Annotated in this window: 19 protein-coding genes and 1 riboswitch; of the genes, 12 read left to right on the top strand and 7 right to left on the bottom strand. The window is 40.7% G+C overall.

The features are described 5' to 3' along the window. Positions 1–41: 41 nt before the first annotated feature. A riboswitch (TPP riboswitch) is annotated at positions 42–140 on the top strand. 58 nt (positions 141–198) lie between these two features. Both HMPREF9449_RS06635 and HMPREF9449_RS06630 read left to right on the top strand, forming a co-directional pair. Continuing rightward, a complete protein-coding gene (locus tag HMPREF9449_RS06635) occupies positions 199–966 on the top strand; it encodes a sulfide-dependent adenosine diphosphate thiazole synthase (RefSeq protein WP_040611694.1) in 768 nt (255 codons plus the stop codon). 300 nt (positions 967–1,266) lie between these two features. Next, positions 1,267–2,319, top strand: coding sequence for a class I fructose-bisphosphate aldolase (locus HMPREF9449_RS06630; protein WP_009136480.1), 1,053 nt, complete (start codon positions 1,267–1,269; stop codon positions 2,317–2,319). Positions 2,320–2,416: 97 nt separating this feature from the next. Here the strand turns inward: HMPREF9449_RS06630 and gpmA are convergent, their stop codons facing one another. From gpmA to HMPREF9449_RS06610, 4 genes are all read right to left on the bottom strand, one after another. Next, positions 2,417–3,163, bottom strand: a complete 747-nt coding sequence (gene gpmA, locus HMPREF9449_RS06625) for a 2,3-diphosphoglycerate-dependent phosphoglycerate mutase (RefSeq protein WP_009136479.1) — start codon at positions 3,161–3,163, stop codon at positions 2,417–2,419. A 213-nt stretch (positions 3,164–3,376) separates the two neighbouring features. After that, the gene (locus HMPREF9449_RS06620; RefSeq protein ID WP_009136478.1) at positions 3,377–4,204 is read right to left on the bottom strand and encodes an alpha/beta hydrolase; all 828 of its coding nucleotides are present in this window, start codon (positions 4,202–4,204) and stop codon (positions 3,377–3,379) included. 19 nt (positions 4,205–4,223) lie between these two features. After that, positions 4,224–4,613, bottom strand: coding sequence for a VOC family protein (locus HMPREF9449_RS06615; RefSeq protein ID WP_009136477.1), 390 nt, complete (start codon positions 4,611–4,613; stop codon positions 4,224–4,226). Between the two features lie 32 nt (positions 4,614–4,645). Then, a complete protein-coding gene (locus tag HMPREF9449_RS06610) occupies positions 4,646–5,716 on the bottom strand; it encodes a metallophosphoesterase (RefSeq protein WP_009136476.1) in 1,071 nt (356 codons plus the stop codon). A gap of 319 nt (positions 5,717–6,035) precedes the next feature. Here HMPREF9449_RS06610 and HMPREF9449_RS06605 point away from each other — a divergent pair, with 319 nt between their 5' ends. The 8 genes from HMPREF9449_RS06605 (at position 6,036) to mobV (ending at position 16,606) form a co-directional block, all read left to right on the top strand. Further along, positions 6,036–8,576, top strand: coding sequence for a glycoside hydrolase family 31 protein (locus tag HMPREF9449_RS06605; protein ID WP_009136475.1), 2,541 nt, complete (start codon positions 6,036–6,038; stop codon positions 8,574–8,576). A gap of 301 nt (positions 8,577–8,877) precedes the next feature. Beyond that, positions 8,878–10,170, top strand: coding sequence for a site-specific integrase (locus HMPREF9449_RS06600; protein ID WP_040611693.1), 1,293 nt, complete (start codon positions 8,878–8,880; stop codon positions 10,168–10,170). Between the two features lie 45 nt (positions 10,171–10,215). After that, positions 10,216–11,493: a PDDEXK nuclease domain-containing protein gene (locus HMPREF9449_RS06595; protein ID WP_009136473.1), complete on the top strand. Its 1,278-nt coding sequence runs from the start codon at positions 10,216–10,218 to the stop codon at positions 11,491–11,493. A 5-nt stretch (positions 11,494–11,498) separates the two neighbouring features. Next, positions 11,499–12,341: a hypothetical protein gene (locus HMPREF9449_RS06590; protein ID WP_009136472.1), complete on the top strand. Its 843-nt coding sequence runs from the start codon at positions 11,499–11,501 to the stop codon at positions 12,339–12,341. Between the two features lie 352 nt (positions 12,342–12,693). Beyond that, positions 12,694–12,996, top strand: a complete 303-nt coding sequence (locus tag HMPREF9449_RS06585; RefSeq protein WP_009136471.1) for a DUF3853 family protein — start codon at positions 12,694–12,696, stop codon at positions 12,994–12,996. 3 nt (positions 12,997–12,999) lie between these two features. Continuing rightward, positions 13,000–14,052, top strand: a complete 1,053-nt coding sequence (locus HMPREF9449_RS06580; RefSeq protein WP_009136470.1) for an AAA family ATPase — start codon at positions 13,000–13,002, stop codon at positions 14,050–14,052. Positions 14,053–14,220: 168 nt separating this feature from the next. Further along, the gene (locus HMPREF9449_RS06575) at positions 14,221–15,105 is read left to right on the top strand and encodes a toprim domain-containing protein (protein WP_009136469.1); all 885 of its coding nucleotides are present in this window, start codon (positions 14,221–14,223) and stop codon (positions 15,103–15,105) included. 181 nt (positions 15,106–15,286) lie between these two features. Next, positions 15,287–16,606: a MobV family relaxase gene (gene mobV / locus HMPREF9449_RS06570; protein ID WP_040611247.1), complete on the top strand. Its 1,320-nt coding sequence runs from the start codon at positions 15,287–15,289 to the stop codon at positions 16,604–16,606. A gap of 86 nt (positions 16,607–16,692) precedes the next feature. On the opposite strand, the gene HMPREF9449_RS06565 is transcribed toward mobV, so the two are convergent. Genes HMPREF9449_RS06565 through HMPREF9449_RS17000 form a run of 3 tightly spaced genes read right to left on the bottom strand, consistent with a single transcriptional unit; the run spans position 16,693 to position 17,741 of the window. After that, on the bottom strand, positions 16,693–17,259 hold the full coding sequence (locus tag HMPREF9449_RS06565; RefSeq protein WP_009136467.1) for a hypothetical protein: 567 nt from the start codon (positions 17,257–17,259) through the stop codon (positions 16,693–16,695). 3 nt (positions 17,260–17,262) lie between these two features. Then, the gene (locus HMPREF9449_RS06560) at positions 17,263–17,517 is read right to left on the bottom strand and encodes a hypothetical protein (RefSeq protein ID WP_009136466.1); all 255 of its coding nucleotides are present in this window, start codon (positions 17,515–17,517) and stop codon (positions 17,263–17,265) included. Beyond that, positions 17,514–17,741 (bottom strand): SymE family type I addiction module toxin, encoded by a 228-nt coding sequence (locus HMPREF9449_RS17000; RefSeq protein ID WP_040611246.1) that lies wholly within the window; start codon positions 17,739–17,741, stop codon positions 17,514–17,516. Before HMPREF9449_RS17000 ends, HMPREF9449_RS06560 begins: the two co-directional genes overlap by 4 nt. A 146-nt stretch (positions 17,742–17,887) precedes the next feature. Here HMPREF9449_RS17000 and HMPREF9449_RS16855 point away from each other — a divergent pair, with 146 nt between their 5' ends. Together HMPREF9449_RS16855 and HMPREF9449_RS16850 are read left to right on the top strand one after the other, a co-directional pair. Next, positions 17,888–18,028: a helix-turn-helix domain-containing protein gene (locus tag HMPREF9449_RS16855; RefSeq protein WP_009136465.1), complete on the top strand. Its 141-nt coding sequence runs from the start codon at positions 17,888–17,890 to the stop codon at positions 18,026–18,028. A 24-nt stretch (positions 18,029–18,052) separates the two neighbouring features. Continuing rightward, positions 18,053–18,289 carry a hypothetical protein gene (locus HMPREF9449_RS16850; protein WP_232211410.1) on the top strand — a complete coding sequence of 79 codons (237 nt, stop codon included), beginning with the start codon at positions 18,053–18,055 and terminating at the stop codon, positions 18,287–18,289. Positions 18,290–18,361: the final 72 nt, after the last annotated feature.

Genomic DNA, 18,361 nt, shown 5'->3' with positions numbered 1-18,361 from the left:
CAAACTTTTGATCTTGTCCAGATAATATTAACTTTGCGTTACTTTAGCATAGAGGGGTGCTTGTACTCGGGACAGGCTGAGATTATACCCATCAAACCTGAAACGGATAATGCCGGCGTAGGGAATGCAGGTAAAGAGCTTGTTGAAAGCAAAGCTGCTTCTGTGCACAATTATTATTTAATCACAAAATTCTTTCACATGGAAAAAATTGTATCCCGAGGAATTATTGATTCCTATTTTGCCAAATTGAAGAATAATTTGGATATAGACGTAGCTATTGTGGGAGGAGGGCCTTCTGGTTTGGTAGCTGCTTATTATTTGGCGAAAGCCGGTAAAAAGGTAGCTTTGTTCGACCGGAAACTGGCTCCCGGAGGCGGAATGTGGGGCGGAGCTATGATGTTTAACGATATTATTGTACAGGAGGAAGCTATGCCCATTGTCCGGGAACTGGGCGTTTCTTACCGGGCTTACGAGCAGGGAACCTATGTCATGGATTCTGTCCATACGACTTCTGCCTTGATTTATCAGGCTACCAAAGCCGGAGCGACGCTCTTCAACTGTTATACCGTAGAGGATGTCGTATTTAAGAACGAACGGGTAGCCGGTGTGGTGGTCAACTGGGCTCCTGTACAGCGGGAAGGCATGCATGTGGATCCGCTGACTATTATGGCTAAAGCCGTTCTGGATGGTACGGGGCATGATTGTGAGGTTTCCCGGACGGTAGCCCGTAAAAATGGCATTCGCTTGAACACTCCTACCGGAGACGTTATCGGAGAAAGATCATTATCGGTGGAAGAGGGAGAACGGACGACAGTGGAAAATACCAAAGAAGTCTATCCCGGTCTGTATGTTTCCGGAATGGCGGCCAACGGGGTCAGCGGCAGTTTTCGCATGGGGCCCATCTTCGGCGGTATGCTGATGTCCGGTAAAAAAACAGCTGAACTCATCCTTGAAGCTTTGCAATAAGCCGTAAATTCATAAATTATTAAGTCGGTGGCCTGTTAAGGATGAAGTTGACTCATTTATAAAATGCTCTGTCCATTTGAGGAATATCTGTTCTCCCTGTTTGGATAGAGCATTTTTTATTTTTCTTTTCCCGATCGGGCATAAATTTTTATCTACCTGAATTGCAGGGAGGTGCTTTTAAATCTTGCTGTGGTATAGTTTAAGGGAATTTAAAGGATTCGTTTGTTTTAAACCATTCTCCGGGACTTTTCGTAAAATGTTTATATCGGTTTTTTAATAAATGTTATAAACAGAAAGTATATGAGTAAAATTACGGAATTGTTAGGAGACAAACAGGAATATTACCTGGAGCATGTCTGTACCACGATTGATAAACATTTGATCCATGCGCCTTCCCCTCATTTTATAGACGAGGTGTGGGTACCTTCCGACCGCAGTATTCCCGTGTTGAATAGTCTTCATGCCCTTTATCAGCACGGACGTCTGGCCGGTACCGGTTATCTTTCCATCCTACCGGTGGATCAGGGGATAGAGCATACGGCTGGTGCTTCTTTTGCTCCGAATCCCTTGTATTTTGATCCGGAGAATATCGTTCGTCTGGCTATAGAAGGCGGGTGTAATGCTGTGGCTTCTACGTTTGGAGTATTGGGATCGGTAGCCCGTAAGTATGCCCATAAAATACCCTTTATTGTAAAGATTAACCATAACGAATTGCTGAGCTTCCCGAATACATACGACCAGATTTTATTTGGAACCATCGATGAGGCTTGGAACTTAGGTGCAGTGGCCGTCGGAGCAACGATTTATTTCGGCTCTCCGGAAAGCCGTCGGCAGCTTATAGAGATAGCCAGAGCTTTTGAATACGCCCATCAAAAAGGTATGGCTACTATTTTGTGGTGCTATCTCCGGAACCCGGGTTTCAAAAAAGACGATAAAGATTATCATACAGCTGCTGACCTGACTGGACAGGCAAATCATTTGGGGGTTACAATAGAAGCCGATATTATCAAACAAAAACTACCCGAGAACAACGGAGGCTTTACCGCTTTGCATTTTTCGAAATCCGACCCCCGGATGTATTCTTTATTGAGTAGCGATCATCCCATCGATATGTGCCGCTATCAGGTTGCGAATTGTTATATGGGCCGGGCCGGTTTGATTAATTCGGGAGGAGAATCCCATGGAGAAACCGATTTACAGGAAGCTGTCATTACGGCGGTGATTAATAAAAGAGCCGGCGGAATGGGATTAATCAGCGGACGGAAAGCATTTCAGAAGCCCATCAGTGAAGGCGTACGCCTGCTGAATGCGATACAGGACGTATACTTGGATACCAGTATAAAATTGGCTTAATATTAAAAAGTTGAACGTTGTATATTGCTTGAAGTTAGTGGGTTTCTTCGGCTGAATAAACGTTCAACTTTTTAGTTTTTAGCGGGTATCGCTTTGATTATTTTTTCTTGCCTTGGTTGGCAACTGCTTCCATCATTTTCCGGATTTCTTCCGGGTCTCCCAGGAAATAATCCTGTTGTAAATTTAATTCGTCGTCGAATTCGAATACATAAGGGACAGCTGTGGGTAAATTTAAAGTTACAATTTCTTCGTCGGAAATATTTTTTAAATATTTAATGATTCCCCTCAGACTGTTTCCATGGGCGACAACCAAAATTTGTCCAAAATGTTGTAAACTAGGAGCGATGACTTCTTTCCAATAGGGTAAACTACGCTCTACCGTATCTTTCAGGGCTTCCGTCAAAGGCAGATGTTCTCCTTGTATTCCCATGTAACGGATATCCAGACGGGGATTCCGGGGATCGTCTTCCCGTAAAGCCGGAGGAGCGATGTCGTAACTGCGGCGCCAGATTTTTACTTGCTCCTCTCCGTATTTTTCCGCTGTTTCGCCTTTATTCAGCCCTTGTAAGGCACCGTAATGTTTTTCATTTAAACGCCAGGTTTTTTCCACCGCTATCCAGTCCAGGTCCATCCGGTCCAATACGATGTTCAATGTCTTGATAGCCCTTTTCAGGTAAGAAGTGTAAGCTTTTTCAAAGACAAAACCTTTTTCTTTCAGCAAATTGCCTGCCTTGATTGCTTCTTCTGTGCCTTTTTCTGTCAGGTCTACATCTGTCCAGCCCGTGAACCGGTTTTCCTTATTCCAGGTACTTTCTCCGTGACGGAGTAATACTAATTTCTTCATCTTTCTTGTTCTTTTAAAGTTTGTTTTCCGCCTTCATTCTGGTTTTACAAATCGTTTATTTTTCTTCTCAACCTTATGAAATACATACGATTTTCTGTTTAAATGGTTTACCCTTTTGTTGGGAAGGCCGGGATTAAAAAATAAACAGGCTCTTTTTTCTAAGCTGTAGAGTGAAGAAAGACCGTCTTTTTTCGGTGTATGTACCAATCCTATTTATAAGGATTTAAAGTATTTATTGAAATAGAGTAATTGGTAGTCGATAGCATTCTTCCAGTAACTGAAGGTATGCGAACCGGGCCGGATGATGTAATCGTGCGGAATCCGATAGTAGAGCAGTTTTTCATGTAATCTCTGGTTTACTTCATAGAAAAAATCACTGGAACCGCAATCGATGATCAAAGCCAGTTGACCCGTTGGGGCTTTGTATGGCAATTGGTTGATCACAGTGTGTTGTTCCCATATTTCCGGATTTTTTTCATAACTACCCAGATAGTCTTTCATATGCCAACTATGGGGGAAAGGACGAATGTCTACTCCTCCGCTCATGGAACCGGCTGCTCCATAGAGGTCAGGATGACGGAAGGCCAGCCAGAGAGCACCGTGACCGCCCATACTGTAACCGGTAATGGCCCTTCCTTTCGGAGAAGCAATACTTCGGTAGTTTTTGTCAATATAATCGGTTAGTTCCTGACTGATATAGGTTTCATAGCGGCTGCTGGAATCGACGGGGCTATCCCAATACCAACTGTTGGATCCGTCGGGACAGACAAAAATCATTCCCCATTCAGTCGCTAATTCCGGAAGGCGTGGTTGGGTTTCCTTTATCCAACTGTCGTATCTGCCTCCGTGTCCGTGTAGTAAATAGACTACCGGATAACTTTGCTTTTTGTTTTTTTCATAATCCTGAGGAAGTATGATGACATTTTTAATTTCTTTTTTCATTGAAGGAGAAAGGATGCGAATTGTGTCGACCTTTTGTGCAGAAAGAGTATAAAATAATGTACACAGAAAAAGAACAAGGAAAGAAAATTTGATTTTCATGGATATTTAATTTAAATATTTATGCCAATAATTCGATATAATTACCTTCGGGGTCTAAAACGGCGCTTTCGTAATATCCGTCTCCGGTGGTACGGGGTTCACTGGCTATTGTATAGTCTGCTTTGCGTAAACGTTCTGTCAATTGGTTTACGGCTTCTTTACTGCCCAAAGAAAGAGAGAGATGGGCCAGTCCTTTGGTAAAACCTCTTTTTCCGGTATTTTCGCCGATATCCGGTCGATGCATTAATTCTATGCGACTTTGACCCGGTCCGAAAGAAAGGAAATAGGAAGCGTACTGTTTTTTCGGATTGACGTATTTCTCTCCGCAACTGACATTGAAGTAAGTTCTGTAGAATTGCCGCATCTTTTCCAGATCGTCAACCCAAATAGCGATGTGTTCGATTTTCATTTTTATTCAATGATTTAAAAAGGGAATTCGGATTATTTTTTGTTTATGACGATATCGAATTGGTCGTATGCTGCAGTACGCCAGGCAAATTCGGCTGTGGTAGGGGATACGGCAAACAAAGGGGAAAAAGTCTTTACTTTGATGGTTTTTCCGTCGGGCATGAATTCCAGTATCCGTAGCCAGCCGTCTCCTCCGTTTCCGAACCATTGTTTGTCGGCGGTCTGTGCATTAAACATCATTTGCGGGACATATTCTCCCTTACTGTTCCTATCTTCTCGGTAACTTACAGTTCCCTCTAAATCGGTAATTTCACAAGCATGTCCGCAAATTAGCAAATCGATATTGGGAGTCGGGTAAATCAGTTTGTCCCAGATCGCTTTGCCGTAATTGGCAGGGGTCATTTTATAATTTTCTTTTTCAAAAATACTCCCGTCGATTTCCAGATAAGAATGGGTAAGAACAATGATTTTGTGGGCTTTATAACGTGGGGAATCCGCCAATTTCTTAGCCCAGTGCAAAGCTTCTTCCCGGGGGGCAAATTCCAGGGAGATGACTAAAATTTTACCCCAGGTGTCGGTATCAAATTCATAAGCAGCGTTTTCAAGAGTCGGAAGTTCAAAAGCATTTTTAGCGGTGCTGACCAGACAGTCTTTCCAGCAGGCATTTTTTTCTACCGGGAAATACTCCGGGAAATGACAAAGGCGATTCTCCGCTTTCTCGTAACCGTAATCGTGATTTCCGGTGCAAATGATATAAGGAAGGCGATTGTCCAGACAGTTGAAGGAACGGGCAGCCGCTTCCCATTGCTGGGTACTTGTCTGGTCGCCGTTTCTGTTATCCGGTACGGGCCATTCATTTTGTTCGACCAGATCCCCTGTGCAAAGGACGGCTTTTATAGCTAACTTTTTCCGGTTAAGAGCGCACCAACGGGTCATAAGCTCAAACAAAGGTTGGTTCGCTTCGAATTTAATATAAGATTGAGGATCAGGCAGCAAAATCATCGAAAAGGAATTTTCGTTTTCAAGAGTCGGGGTGACCGGATAAATTTGTGCCTGTGATATTCCGGAAAAGCATAAGAAACAGATTAAAATCAGGTTTTTCATGATATCATTTTTATTCATTGAATCTTTCAAAGGTAATAGGAATTTTTAATTAAATGAGGTTATCGGAAATGGAAGTTTTGAATTTTGCCGGGAATTGTTTGGGCATACCGGATAGGTCTAGAGAGGAATTTGAAAACTTATTATTTTCTTGGGATATAGTCTTTTAATGTCTTAAAAGTCATTTAAATGACTCTTTTTCGGTCGGCGTGAATTCTGCTGTAAACGGTTTGTTTTTTTGTACAGAATTATTATTTTTACGAGAAGAACAAAAACAGAGAGAGGTAAAGGAGGGAGAGCGAACCGATATACGAACTCAACTATGAAAAATCTTTTTTTATTTTTAATATTATCTGTTCTTACCGGAGGAAAAAATTATACACAGGCCGCTTCTTCCCGGGATGCTATCGTTTATCAGGAAAAGGACGTTCGCTTTACAATGCTTGCAGAGGGGGTGGTTCGTATGGAATGGAGTCCTTCCGGACAGTTTGTGGATGCACCTTCTTTTGTGGTTGTGCAGAGAAATTTACCGGTTCCGGAATATAAGGTTTGCCATAAAGGAGAGTGGGTCCTTATAAAAACGGCTAAAATGGAGGTGAAATATAAAAAACATAGCGGTAAGTTTACTTCCGATAATCTGATGATAAAGGCTGTAAACGGGTTAAAGCCTTTTTGTTGGAAACCCGGGATGCAACAGAAAGATAACCTGAAAGGAACTTTCCGGACATTGGATGGTTATGATGGGAATTATAGTACTTATAAAAACCAGGAAATGCCGTTGGAGGACGGGCTTTTGGCCAGGGATGGATGGACATTGATTGATGATTCGGCTGATTTCCTATTTGATGATTCCGATTGGCCTTGGGTCAAGAAAAGAGGGGCTGGAGAGGGACAGGATTGGTATTTTATGGCTTATGGAAATGATTACAAAGGAGCCTTGAAAGATTTTACCCTGTTTGCCGGTAAGGTTCCGCTTCCCCCTCGTTACGCATTCGGCTATTGGTGGTCGCGTTACTGGAGTTATTCGGATAAAGAAATCCGGCAGTTGATCGATAATTTCCGTCATTACCAACTTCCTTTGGACGTGTTGGTCGTGGATATGGACTGGCATTACACAGAAAAAGGAAAGGGCGGTTGGACCGGATGGACGTGGAATCGCCGTTTATTTCCGGACCCGGTTAAATTTTTAAGACATTTGAAAGATAGAGGGTTGAAAGTGACTTTAAACCTTCATCTGGCCGGGGGTGTAGCTGCCTACGAAGAGCAATATCCGGCTATGGCGGAATGGATGGGGATAGATTCCGCTTCCGGGGCGACTCTTCCCTGGACCGTATCTGACAAAAAATATATGCAAGGCATATTTGATATTGTGCTCCGGCCGATGGAGAAAGCAGGGGTGGATTTCTGGTGGCTGGATTGGCAACAATGGCTGACAGATAAAAAGGTGGAGGGTTTGAGTAATACCTGGTGGATTAATTATGCCTTTTTCTCTGATATGGAACGTATGCGCGACACACGTCCTTTATTGTATCATCGTTGGGGCGGACTCGGAAATCACCGTTATCAGATCGGGTTTTCGGGAGATGCTATTATTTCCTGGAAATCTCTGGCTTTCCAGCCTTATTTTACAAATTGTGCATCGAATGTATTATATGGTTATTGGAGCCATGATATCGGAGGGCATATGTTTAAAAAAGGGGATAAACAGGAATTGGATCCGGAATTATTTACCCGTTGGATGCAATACGGTGTATTTACTCCTGTCTTTCGCACCCATTCAACCAAAAATGCCGTGTTAAACAAAGAGATCTGGAATTTTAAAGGCGAGTATTTTGAGGCCTTGAGGAATGCTGTGCTCTTGCGGTATCAATTGGTACCTTATCTTTATACTATGGCTCGTGAGACCTATGAAAACGGCCTTTCTGTGTGTCGGCCTCTGTATTACGATTATCCGGAATCCGAGGAAGCTTACCGTTTTGAAAAGGAATATATGTTCGGGGAGAATCTCCTGATCGCTCCGATTGTAGAACCCATGCAGAAAGGTTATGCAAAGCTGGAAGTATGGTTACCGGGCGGTAGCGATTGGTACGAATGGTCTACAGGCACGCTTTTGAAAGGCGGGCAAATCGTGGAACGTTCGTTCGGGCTAGCGGAATATCCGGTATATATAAAAGCCGGATCTATTCTTCCTTTGTACGATCGCGTCGAAAACCTGAGCAGAAATGATGAAGAAATCGTCCTCACCGTTTTTCCCGGACAGAAAGGGTCTTTCCGTATGTATGAAGATAATGGAAACGATAAACATTATGCCCGGGAGTATGCTTATACTCCTTTGTCTGTAGAACAATCGGGGCCGGATTTAACGGTTACAATCGGGGCCCGGGAAGGACATTACCGGGATATGCCGGCAGAACGCTCCTTTAAAATAAAAATCCTCGGTTCTGTCGTTCCGGAACAGCTTACCGTAAACGGACAGACCGTGGCGTACGAATATCTGGGAGAAGAACTGGCTCTTGTAATTCCTTTACCGGAAAAATCGTGTGCGAAGGAAAAAGTCGTCCAAATTCGTTATCCAGCCTCCCGGACGGAAGTAAACGACGGTCTTATCGGGCAATTCCGGCGGCTATCCAAAGCTATCAGTGCTTTAAAATTCCGGGATGCAGGCATAGTCTTGAATGAAGCCTTGGGAACACTGGAATCTACGAGTGTAGCTTTGGAGTATTTCCCGGAACGCTTTCCTACACTCATTGAACAATTCCGTCAAAATTATCGCCAATTGCCTCACATCCTTACAGAGCAACAACTGAGCGAAGCAGACCGTCGTTGGTTTCTGGAAACAGTAGGATGGGAAGAAAAAGAATAGCCTGTAGGTATAAAAAATCAAATTTTGTATAATTTACACAGTAGGGACGTGCCCTATTGTGTAAAAAACAAGACATTCAGTTTGACATTACTGAATACAAAAAGCTACCGAAAAATCAGTAGCTTTTTTCTAAAAGTGGAGCAGCAGGCTCTCTCACCTTTGTGTTCATGTGATATCATAAATGCTCTAATTATCTATTAATAACCAATTTATTACAATTTCATTTTTAAGCAAAATAAAATATCTTTGTTAATATTAAAAAATGGGTGTAGATTTGGGTGTAACTTTTTATACCCAGACTATGAATATCAAGCGTAATATTATCTTCTGTTTAGAGAATCGAAAAAAAGACGGGAAATTTATTGTTGAGAATGTGCCTATTCGAATGCGTGTTGTTTATTCCGGTCACCGGATTGAATTTACAACTGGATATCGGATAGATTTAGCCAAGTGGAATGAAAAATTACAACGGGTAAAGAATAATTGTACCAATAAGTTGAAACAAACGGCATCCGAAATTAATGCGGATTTATTGAAATATTATACAGATATTCAGGAAATCTTTAAAGAGTTTGAGGTACAGGGTTATATTCCAACACCAGAACAGATAAAGGAATTCTTTAATGAGAAAAACAAAAAAAATGTAAATATAGAACCGACAGAGGATAGAAAGGAAACAGCTTCTTTCGTAGAGGTTTATGATGAATTTGTGAAAGAGTGCGGTATTCAAAACAACTGGACAATATCGACTTATAAAAAAATGTCCGTTGTGAAAAATCACTTGATGGCTTTTGATCCTGCGCTTTCTCCTGGAGCTTTTGATGAGGCTAAGTTAGCGAATTATGTGAATTATCTTCGAGAGGTAAAAGGTATGAGGAATGTGACCATTGGAAAGCAAATCGGTTTTCTTAAATGGTTTTTGCGTTGGTGCATAAAGAAAGGATATTGTAAGGATAATACTTTTGAGAATTTTAAACCTAAATTAAAGAATACGCAGAAAAAAGTAATATTCCTTACTTGGGAAGAGTTGACGAAATTGAGGGAATATCAGATACCGCCAACAAAACAATATTTGGAACGTGTCCGTGACGTATTCTTATTTTGTTGTTTTACCAGTCTGAGATATTCTGACGCTTATAACCTCTGGCGTAGTGATGTGAAATCCGATCATATTGAGATTACAACAGTAAAAACAGCCGATAGCCTTACCATTGAATTAAACGACCATAGCAGGGCTATTCTGGAAAAATATAAAGATGTCCATTTCAGAGGTGATAAGGCTTTACCTGTCATCAGCAATCAGAAAATGAACGATTATCTGAAGGAATTGGGTGAACTGGCAGGAATTGATGAACCCATACGGGAAACTTACTACAAAGGGAATGAACGTATAGATGAAGTTACGCCTAAATACGCTCTTTTGAGTACTCATGCCGGACGCAGGACTTTTATTTGCAATGCCTTGTCTATGGGAATCCCGGCTCATGTTGTTATGAAATGGACAGGACACAGTGATTACAAAGCGATGAAACCCTATATTGATATTGCAGATGATATTAAAGCCAATGCCATGAGTAAATTTAACCAGTTATGATATTTCTGTTTACCTTTGTGACGGAATCAGTTTAAAAGAAAAGTAATGGATAAAATAGGAAATATAATACACCAACGGGAATTTGATTCATTTGTAGATATTCTTGGAGCAGAGATAGAGCAAGCACAGATAAAATTAGTTTCTGCTGCTAATGTCCAATTACTTTTACATTACTGGAAAGTGGGGCATTTTATTATATATAATCAAAACAGATTGAGGTGGGGAAGTAAAATTATAGCGAAAACAGCAAATGCCATTAAAGCGAAATATCCTGATAAAAAAGGGTATTCTTCCCGGAATTTGACTTATATGTGTCAGTTTGCTAAACAATATCCCATTGAAGTTCTGAGACGGTTGGTTGCTGCTGATATGGAAATGGAGTGTCCGACCGTGGAGAAAGTTGTTGCTGTTGTAAGGCTTTTAAACGAATTTGAATTTACGCAAGAACCTCTTGCGCAAATTTACTCAGGCGATTCTTTAGTGGATGGTTTAGAGATAGACAATCTGGAGAACGCACTTTTAGAAATTACGCAAGAACCTCTTGCGCAGTTAGAACAATTGTTTAAAACTTCTTCCATTGCGTCCATAAATTGGGCTGCTCATGTGGTTTTGATGAATAGTAAATTGAAATTAGGGTTGAGATATTGGTATATGAAGCAAACACTTGAATGTGGCTGGAGTAGCAATATCCTTGACATTCAGGTTAAGAGCGATTTATTTCAACGTCAGATTAAAGAGAAAAAAGTAAACAATTTTACGGTCACGCTTCCTGAGCCGCAGAGTGATTTAGCCAATTACCTGCTGAAAGATCCTTATATTTTTGATTTGGCAGGGATGAAAGACCGTGCCGACGAGCGGGATATAGAACAACAACTGGTGACTCATGTAACAAAATACCTTCTGGAAATGGGTACAGGATTTGCATTTGTTGCCCGTCAGAAACATTTTCAGATTGGTGAGTCTGACTTTTATGCTGATTTGATTTTGTATAACATAAAACTTCATGCATACGTGGTGATAGAGCTGAAAGCTACTCCATTTAAACCGGAGTACGCAGGTCAGCTTAATTTCTATATCAATGTGGTAGATGATAAATTAAGGGGTGAAAATGATAATAAAACGATAGGATTACTGCTTTGCAGAGGAAAAAATGAGATAGTGGCTCAATATGCTTTAGCAAATTATAATCAACCCATTGGAATTAGTGATTATCAATTAAGTAAAGCTGTCCCCGAAGATTTAAAATCAACTCTTCCTTCCATTGAAGAAGTAGAACAGGAATTAACTCAGCTGTTGGAACGTAACGAAGAAGAAAACAGATAAAACTTATGCCTATAACCGATTTTCTCCCTCAATATAGAGAACTGAACACTATATTTACAAATGCTGTCAATAATGGTACGGTTAGTTATGCCGAACAATGTTTAATTACCGAATTCTGGAATAAATACCATGATGTAAAAGTGTTTGAGAAAATGGTGCTTGACCTTGTACTTAAAAAGGACAAAGCTACTTATATATTATTATTGGAAAACATTGAGTCAGAAGTAAAGGATAATATCCGGCAATATGAATCTGCAAAAGAGAGTTTAGATGGAATAAACGTGATGGATGTTTGTTTGGAGGCTGTGCGGGAGTATGATTCCCCTATAAAATGTCAATCAGAAGTTGTTCAAAAATATTGGAGAGAGCTTTGTAGTATCGAAGGGGGATTGGATTCGATAGGCTTTAGGGAACATACTCAACAAGAGGAAGAACGATTGTGGAAACAAAGGGAAGAGGTAAAGATATCCCATGATGAAGAACAGAAGAAATTGGTTGCACTTTATGAAAAACAAGAAAAATTTCGAAGAAAATCATCAAAATATATTATAAACCTCTTTGGCTCTCTATATAACCTGAGTCTTGTATTTAATAAAATTGTCAATAACTACCTCGCTAAAGGAACAAGGTCTGATGAGAAAAAACAAAAAGTAATGAAGGATGGGGAGGAAGAAACGAAAAATTTGCCTCAGGTATCTTTGACAATAGAACCGAATATGATTTTCAGAACAAAGATGTATGAAAAGTTTCTTCTTTTAGAATCTAAACTTGTTGATAATAAATATCTGGATGCAGAACTTCATTGGAAATCCGTACATGGAAATGGTAAACCGGATATAAAAAATTAGTTATATTTTTAATTGCTCTAATAGATAATAATTATTTCTTGCCTAACAAAGATCCTCAAATAAAGACATTTTTTGAATCCCGTTACCATATAGCTATGGGACAAAATTTTGAGAGAAAAAGACGTGAGTCGCTTACCAATGAATATAAGGTGGTGTTCTATGATTATTCGTTTTGATTTTTTCTACGTTCGTATTACGAAATCGTAATAGAGCATATCTCTGTATATCATTAACTATCAGGATATAATTTTGTAATAAACTACGATTCTACTTCTTCCTCCTGTCATGAGCTTACATTTGCGTTACCGATTGACTGCGCAGCAATCGAAAGTATAACACAAATGTATAAGTTATGAATATTACTGACCTGAAAGAAAAACCATTGTGGCAAATGACAGGGGAAGAATTTCTTTTCCTTCAGCAAAACGCAGGACAACCGACAGTACAGCCCCCACTGAAACCGGACACATCTAAAAAATATGTTTACGGTATTTGTGGAATTGCAAAACTATTCGGTTGCAGTATGCCGACCGCCAACCGTATCAAACAAAGCGGAAAAATCGACAAGGCTATTACACAAATCGGACGTAAAATCATTGTTGATGCAGAACTTGCCATTGAGTTAGCCGGACGCAAAACAGGGGGCAGAAGATAAGCCATGAAAGAGAAAGAAAAGACCGAGCCTGAAATAGATGTAACTGAATTATGGCAACAAGCCCGTCTGTTAATAACCGATGAGGTGAAAATACCGCCCATCGTTTTGCGGGTGGATGAATCCATTATCGGAACGTTAGGCAATTTCAGCGCATCTACCGGAAAGGCAAAAAGCAAGAAAACATTTAATATCTGTACCATTGTAGCAGCAGCTTTGACCAATGGTACGGTATTAAATTACAGGGCTTCGTTTCCTGACGGAAAACGTAGAATCCTGTATATCGACACCGAGCAAAGCCCGTTCCATTGTAAACGGGTACTGAAACGTATTTTGCTATTGGCAGATTTACCGCCAACCGTACAGCCTGAAACGCTTGAATTTCTTTCACTCCGCAGGTATGCCCCTAAAATCCGTTTGGCTATCATTGAAAAAGCCATTTATCAGACGGACGGTTTAGGGTTGGTTATTATTGACGGAGTACGGGATTTAGCTTACGACATCAACAGTCCAAGTGAAGCAACTGACCTGATTACAAAACTGATGCAAGGGACGGATGAAAGACAGATTCATATTCATACGGTTTTACACCTGAATAAAGGGGACGATAACACACGCGGACATTTGGGGACGGAACTCAACAACAAAGCCGAAACAATTTTACAGGTGACGAAAGATGAATTTGATAAAAATATCAGTTCGGTAACCGCTATGTGCATCCGGGATATAGATTTTGAACCGTTTGCCTTCCGTATCAATGCCGACAGTTTACCTGAATTGGTGGAGGACTACCAGCCCAAGCAATCCGGAGTAGCGAAAAGTTTTGATTACCAAGAAGTACCGGAAGAAAAACACCGCGAAGCACTGGAAAGCCTTTTTGCAAACGGAGAGACCTTTACTTACGCGCTGCTTATTCCGAAACTTAAAAACGCTTATTCTGTTTTAGGTTATTCTTTCGGCACGAACAAGGCAAAGCTGCTGAAAACCTTCCTCACTAATAAGTGGATGATTCTGAAAGAAGGTAAAATTTATCGGTATAATCCCGGTTATCATTACTGACGGAGGAAAGAAGGTTTAGTTTAGGACGGATATGTATATCATAAACCATACTAAACCATTTTTCTACTCTCTTATCCGGTTTGGTTTAACCTTAAATCCAAGCTGCTATTATATGCCGTTAGTTTTTCTGACGGTGAAAGAAAAAAGAACCCAATTAAAACAAACAACATGGACACGAAAATATTAAATCAGTTACCAATCAAACAATATCTTACGGATAAGGGCATTTATCCGGTAAAGGATAAAGGTTATTACGGCATGTACCATTCCCTGTTCCGTGCTGACCACAACGCCAGTATGAAAGTGGATTACACTAAAAACCTTTGGATTGATTACGGTACTGGCGAAGGTGGGACGATGATAGACTTTGTGATGAGGTTGGAAGCATGTACTTTACCCGAAGCTATCCGCCGACTGGAACAAAGGCTACCGGGAATGCCGTCTTTTTCTTTTCAGGGGAAAAGTCCCGTTCCGGAAGAAGAAAAGCCAGGCATAACGGTTGAACGGGTGCAATCTATTGAAAATCCGTTCCTGATTGCCTACCTGAAAGAAAGACGCATCAGCATTGAAGCAGTAAAGCAGTATTGTAAGGAAGTCCATTACTTGGTAAACGGAAAACCTTACTTTGCCGTAGGTTTTCCGAACAATTCAGGCGGATATGAATTAAGAAACCGCTATTTTAAAGGTTGTACATCAAAGGATATTACAGGCATTCAGGCTGGCGGTGATGCCTGTTTGGTGTTCGAGGGTTTTGTGGATGCTCTTTCTTTTTTGACGATGAAAAGGATAAACCAATTCCGGCAAAATACAGTGATTCTTAATTCAGTCGCCAATCTCCCGAAAGCTGAAAACTATCTCCGGTCGCAGGAGAAAGTTTATACCTTCCTTGACAATGACGAGGCAGGACGGCAGGTAACAGCAAGGCTGAAATCCGTGTGCAAATCCTTATCCGACCAATCCGGCTTTTATGCAAGGTATAAAGACCTGAACGACTATCTGATGAACAGACAGCCCAAGCAGGAAAAGAAGCAATCCAAAGGATTAAGGCGGTAATACCCTACCGCACGCACCTTATGGCTTTTCAAAAAGCCATAACTTATTAGGGCATTTTCTATACGCTCCGTTTCACTCCCGCTAAAAATGCCCCAATAAGCCAACGGGGTAACCCCCTTTGGAATCCCTTCCGGCATCCCTGATGCCGTTGGAATCACTAACCCACAAAATCACTTTACCTATGGGATATGCAGTCCTGCACATGGAAAAAACAGCCGGGACGGACAGCGGAATGTCCGCCCATATCGAGCGCACGATTTCCCCGAAAAACGCTGACCCGTCACGCACGCATTTAAATCGGGAATTAATCCGTTTCCCAGATGAAGTAAGGAACAGGACAGAAGCTATACAACACCGTTTGGACACCGCAGGTTTAACCCGTAAAATCGGGAAGAACCAAGTCCGCGCCATCCGCATTTTGCTTACAGGCAGTCCGCAGGATATGAAACTCATTGAGCAAAATGGACGGCTTGACGAATGGTGCGATGATAACCTGAAATGGTTACAGGAAACATTTGGGAAAGAAAATATTGTTTCAGCCGTCCTGCACATGGACGAAACAACACCCCATATTCACGCAACACTCGTACCCATCGTTAAGGGAGAAAGGCGGAAAGCGAAAGCGGAACAGCAGCAGGCAGGAAAGAAAAAGTATAGAAAAAAGAATCCTGAAAACGCCCGTCTTTGTGCCGATGATGTCATGAATCGCGCAAAGCTGAAACACTATCAGGACAGCTACGCCGAAAGGATGCAGTATTACGGACTGGAAAGGGGAATCGAAGGCTCAGAAGCCCGGCATGTCACTACCTCGCAGTATTACCGTGACCTTCTAAACCAATCCAACAGTATTCAGGAGAATATAGGCATTTTACTGCAAAACAAAGAACAGGCGGAAAAGGAACTGTCCAGAATCAAAGGGGAAATCAAAGCCCAGAACCTGAAAGGTACATTTGTAAATGCAGCCAGTTCAGCAGCCGAGGGAATCGGTTCTTTGTTAGGCAGCCCGAAGATAAAACAGCAGCAACAGGAAATCGACCGCCTGACCGCAGAAAACAAGGGGCTAAAGGAAGAAGTAAAGGCTTTAAACCGCACTATTCAGACCAATGAAACCGAACACCGGAAAGCTCTTGACAGGTTAAAGGACGAACTTAAAAAGATATATGATTTGTTTCCGGTAATCCGGGAATTTCTCCGGGTTGAAAAACTTTGCAGGCTGATAGGATTTAGCGAAGCAGCGACTAAAAAGCTGCTTGCTTTTAAGTCCCTGAAATTTGGTGGTAAAATATATTCACCTGAATTTAAAAGACACTTTCAAACCGAACAATCCATTGCCCAAGTAGAGAAACACCCCAAAAGGGAGGGTGAACTCCGGCTCACTATTGACGGTCTGAATGATTCGGATTGGTTCAGGAAGAAACGGAATGAAGGATTACAATCTATAGGGGTAAAACTTAACACTCCGTCAGCAGAACAGAATAAACGCAGAGGGATTAAAATGTAGAACTGTATTAAAGCGGGAAGTAATAAGGCTTCCCGTTATTTTTTATTTTCAGTTTGGAGTTTATTCAGAAGATTCCCTATTTTTTCCTACAAAGCTGATAGTTGTTTCCTTGACATATTTTCAATTGCTCCGTTATCAACGGATAGCCCGTATTCGCTTTCCGGCTGTATATGATTATCTTTGAGCCATACCCGTTTGGAGATATAGGGGGAATCCTTACAAGGGTGTATCAAATAATTATCAATGGTTTCGAGGGTTATTTCTATATTAACTCCCGCTTCGCCTTTTGTTGCGGGGTTTAAATTCTCCTTTTGTATTTCAGCCGGAAATTTTTCGGATTGGATTAAAAAGGATTGAAGGGTAAGGTAAAGATTCACTAATTCACCATCTGATATATTTGTTAGGGAATCATCACCGACGCAGATGGAGTATTCTGTTTGAAAATCCCTTGTACGGCTGTCAAAACAGATGTCTTTGGCTATAAATATACGGTTTTCAGGATGGGTATTTACCTTCCTTCCGGCTACCGGAATTTTGTCCTCTTTATTGAAAAAATCGCTAATCAGGCAGTGAATCATCCGGAGTTCGGCAGGCGAAATACTCTGTAAAAAATGTCCCTCTGTATAAATGCTGTATTTTTGTTGTTTTTCCATGTGTCAGTTGGATGTTTTTTCTTTTAGCAGTTCTAACATTCTTTCGCAAACAGAAATATTAGCGTTCAAATAATTCAGAAAGAACACCTGATTTCCGGGACGTTCTATTTCCCAGTTGCGGTCGGATATTTCCGGTTTATCCAAGAAGCTTTCAATCTTTTCGACTTCCAGCATATCATTTACTTTCTGTGGTGCGTAGGCTTTAAGCTGCATTAATAAAGAAATGAGGTAAGCTATTTTATTTTCGTAGTAGTTCATGGTTTACGATGATAAGGAACTATTATCAAACGGTTTTTTAATATGTAGACTTTAATTTTCTGCCCGATGTGAAAACTGGCTTCCTTAAGCCATTTCCCCCGCAGACGAATAAAGGGGACAAAATTTGTATCATGCCCGAAATTAACCGGATAATGGTAATCTGTGATGGTAAAAGTCCTCGCCCGTATTTTTGGCTTAATTCTATTTTTTTGTTTACTTTGCATGAAAGTTATTTTGCTGCAAAGAAGGGAAGAATAGGGGAGGTATCGTACAACGGTGGAATGTAAAATACAACTTGTGTGGTTGTAAATAACAACAAATGCGTATCTTTACAGACGTTTTAATTTGTCAAATTTTAAAAACTTAATATATGGATGCTGATACAGTAATTATGCCTAAAGTACATCAGGGAAAGAATATCAAACGGTTCAGGGATATTCTTGGAGTAAAACAAGAAGCACTTGCTGCTAAATTGGATATGACACAACAGGCATTTTCTAAATTAGAGTAGAAAGAGCAGATTGATGAAAAAACGTTGAATAAAGTTGCGGCAGTTTTACAAATTCCGGTAGAAGCCCTTAAAAATATGACCGATGAAGCAGCAGTTAATATTGTTGCAAATACTTTTAATAGTCATGATACTTCCACTTCTATAAGCTATTATCCTACTTTCAACCCAATAGATAAAGTTGTTGAACTTTACGAACGCATGTTGAAAACCGAGCAGGAAAAGGTTAGCTTATTGCAAGAAGCTTTGAGGGATAAGAAATAATAATTTGTTTTTATTATAAGGACCATGTTTGCAACTTATATTTTGCAAACATGGTTTATTTTATAAATACGA

Origin of the sequence: Odoribacter laneus YIT 12061, assembly GCF_000243215.1 — a bacterium.
GTDB lineage: Bacteria > Bacteroidota > Bacteroidia > Bacteroidales > Marinifilaceae > Culturomica > Culturomica lanea.
The sequence above is the reverse complement of the archived record's forward strand: the minus strand, read 5'-3'. Positions and strand labels throughout refer to the sequence as shown.